Source organism: Vibrio sp. 1641 (genome assembly GCF_033339995.1).
Taxonomy (GTDB): domain Bacteria; phylum Pseudomonadota; class Gammaproteobacteria; order Enterobacterales; family Vibrionaceae; genus Vibrio; species Vibrio alginolyticus.
The window spans coordinates 1-3,222 of record NZ_JAWOVP010000035.1 but is presented as its reverse complement, the minus strand read 5'-3'; the positions used below and the strand labels follow the sequence as shown (position 1 = coordinate 3,222).

Genomic DNA, 3,222 nt, shown 5'->3' with positions numbered 1-3,222 from the left:
AAAGAGTTCACTGCATCGACCACAACACTTCTCTCTTGCTCACTCAAGTAAGGCGACATCGGTAATGACAGCACTTCATTTTGCAACTGCTCCGTCAACGGCAATGACAGATGACTGAACTCTTTGTAAGCCTGCTGTTTATGCGGCGCTATCGGATAATGCACTTGTGTCTGAATACCATGCTCTGATAAATGCTGAACCAACGCATCTCGGTGTGAAGTGCGCACCACAAACAAATGCCATACATGTGCCTCAGGCTCAGCCACTTCTGGTAAGATAATATTCGGGTTGTTGATTTCACGTAAGTAAAATGCCGCCAACTCCTGACGCGCTTTCGTCTGCGCTGGAAGGTAGTTCAGTTTCACTGACAACATCGCCGACTGAATTTCATCCAAACGACTGTTCAGACCTTGATAAAGATTCTGGTATTTAACATGTGAGCCGTAGTTTCGAAGGGCACGCAAGGTTTCTGCCAGCTCATCATCGCTAGTCGTAATAGCGCCACCATCACCTAACGCACCTAGGTTTTTCCCCGGATAAAAGCTAAAACCTGAGGCATCCCCCCATGCTCCAGATTTCTTACCAGCAAGTGTCGCACCATGAGACTGAGCGCTGTCTTCCAACACGAGAAGATTGTGTTTTGTCGCCAACGCCATAATCGCTGGCATATCGGCTAACTGACCATACAGGTGCACCGGCAAAATCACTTTGGTCTTTTTTGTAATCGCCGCTTCAATCGCTTCAGGACTGATATTGTGCGTCTGCTCATTCGGCTCCACAAACACCGGTACCAAGTCCGCTTCGGTGACGGCCAGTACCGATGCGATATAAGTATTACCCGGTACGATAACTTCATCACCCTTGTTGATTTTGCCTAACTCTCGCCAAGCCTTTAACGTCAGTGTTAAAGCATCTAAGCCATTCGCAACGCCTATACAGTGTTTAACTCCACAGTAGTCAGCAAATGCTTGTTCAAACTGTTCCGTTTCCTTGCCAAGGATATACCAGCCAGATTCAATTACGCGTGCACAGGCTTGTTTCAATTCGTCTTCGTACTCGGCATTTAAGCGCTTTAGCTCTAAAAAATTAACCATTATTTTTCTCTACATAACGTACTATCTTGGCTGGGCTTCCAACCACAACCGCATAGTCTGGCACTGAACGGGTGACCACACTGCCTGCACCAACCATCGCATTTTTTCCGATGGTTATGCCTGGCAAAATCGTGGCATTGGCGCCGATGGAGGCGCCTGACAGGATTTTTGTTTTCGGGAAAGCTTCTGGCCACACTTTTGAACGCGGGAACTTGTCGTTCGTAAAAGCAGCTGCCGGGCCAATGAACACATCATCTTCAATTTCAATGCCATCCCAGAGGTAAACGCCGCACTTTACGGTGACTCTATCTCCTAGGACCACATCATTCTCGATGAAGGTATGCGCACAGATATTACAGTCACGACCAATTTTAGCCCCAGCAAGGACCACGGCAAATTGCCAAATAGACGTCCCCTCGCCAATCGTCGATGAAGCAACATCACTGAGTGCATGAATTCGCATGGGCTACCTCTTTAAGAAATGTGTCATAGTCACGGATATAATCGGCTTCATCATACAATTCACTAGCGACAACCATCAGTACACAATCTTCAGAAAAGTCGTGCATCTCACGCCATTTTAAGCCTTTGATATGCAGTCCTACATCGGGAGAGGAAAGCGTCACTTTCTCTTTTGTGGTGCCATCATCAATGACGAAAGTTACGCTACCTTTCATGCAGATAGCGACTTGCTCTAAGTCGTAGTGTGCATGAAAGCCCCTCGCTAAACCGCTTTGTGTATCAAAGATGTAGTAAATACGTTTGATATCAAAAGGAATGTTTTTGTGTTGCTCTAACGAGATTAATGAGCCTCGCTCATCACCCATTTTCTGAAAAGATATTAGCGGTATATTCGACATTTATTCTTCCAATAACTCTAGAAGATAGCGGCCATAATCGTTTTTAGATAAGGCTTTTCCTGCGGCTTGAATGTGCTCTCGCGTTAACCAGCCTCGGCGATACGCAATCTCTTCTAAGCAAGCCACTTTGTAACCTTGGCGTTTCTCGATCGTTTCGACAAAATGCGCAGCTTCAAGCAAGCTGCCGTGTGTTCCCGTGTCTAACCACGCAAAGCCGCGCCCTAGTACGTCAACCGTCAACTTCCCTTGCTCTAAGTAAGCTTGGTTAATACTCGTAATTTCTAGCTCGCCACGATGGGACGGTTGGATGGTTTTGGCAATGTCCACGACGCGATTATCGTAGAAATACAGCCCTGTCACGGCGTAATTGGATTTTGGCTCGACTGGCTTCTCTTCTATCGATAGCGCTCGCATCTCGTCGTCAAATTCCACCACACCAAAGCGCTCTGGGTCTTTCACTTTATAGCCAAAGACCGTCGCACCTTCTGTTAATGCTGCAGCTTGTTGTAACTTCGGCGAAAACCCTTGCCCATAAAAGATGTTGTCACCCAGCACCAAACATACTGAGTCATCGCCAATGAAGTCTTCACCAATGATGAAGGCTTGAGCTAAGCCATCTGGGCTTGGTTGAATCGCGTATTGCAACTCAATGCCAAACTCTGAGCCATCACCTAATAGACGCTGAAAACCTTCCTGGTCTTCTGGCGTGGTGATGATCAAGATTTCACGAATGCCCGCAAGCATGAGTACTGACAACGGGTAGTAAATCATTGGCTTGTCATAAACCGGCAGTAACTGCTTAGAGACACCGCGTGTAATAGGGTAAAGGCGAGTGCCCGAGCCACCTGCTAAAATAATGCCTTTCATTATTCGCCCGCTCCTAATCGCTCTAAACTGTATGAACCATCAAGCACACGTTGCCACCATTGTGGGTTGTTTAGGTACCATTCGACGGTTTTGCGAATACCGCTTTCAAACGTTTCTTCTGGCGTCCAGCCAAGCTCTTGAGCGATCTTGGTGGCATCAATTGCGTAACGCACATCATGACCAGGGCGATCTTTCACATACGTGATCAAAGATTCATAAGACTCTATCCCGGCTGGCTTGTCTGGTCGCAACTCTTCAAGCAAAGCACAAATGGTTTTCACGACTTCGATGTTGGCTTTTTCGTTATGACCACCGATGTTGTAGGTTTCACCGACTTCACCTTCGTTGACCACTTTGTAAAGCGCGCGAGCATGGTCTTCCACAAACAGCCAATCTCGGAT

At 47.0% G+C, this 3,222-nt stretch carries 5 protein-coding genes; all 5 read right to left on the bottom strand.

The genetic code is table 11. The annotated features are described in order from the left end of the window. On the bottom strand, positions 1 to 1,094 hold a 1,094-nt coding region (locus R7Z47_RS23945; protein ID WP_318130659.1), incomplete at its 3' end, for a DegT/DnrJ/EryC1/StrS family aminotransferase. Further along, entirely contained in the window at positions 1,087 to 1,557 is a 471-nt protein-coding gene (locus R7Z47_RS23940; protein ID WP_064368913.1) for an acyltransferase, read from the bottom strand. The genes R7Z47_RS23945 and R7Z47_RS23940, both read right to left, overlap by 8 nt. After that, positions 1,535 to 1,954, bottom strand: coding sequence for a sugar 3,4-ketoisomerase (locus R7Z47_RS23935; RefSeq protein WP_048625666.1), 420 nt, complete (start codon positions 1,952 to 1,954; stop codon positions 1,535 to 1,537). Before R7Z47_RS23935 ends, R7Z47_RS23940 begins: the two co-directional genes overlap by 23 nt. Then, complete coding sequence (gene rfbA, locus R7Z47_RS23930) at positions 1,955 to 2,821, bottom strand: glucose-1-phosphate thymidylyltransferase RfbA (protein WP_053306495.1); 867 nt, start codon at positions 2,819 to 2,821, stop codon at positions 1,955 to 1,957. Then, positions 2,821 to 3,222 (bottom strand): GDP-mannose 4,6-dehydratase (locus R7Z47_RS23925; RefSeq protein WP_318130658.1); only part of this gene is annotated, 402 nt, incomplete at its 5' end. The genes rfbA and R7Z47_RS23925, both read right to left, overlap by 1 nt.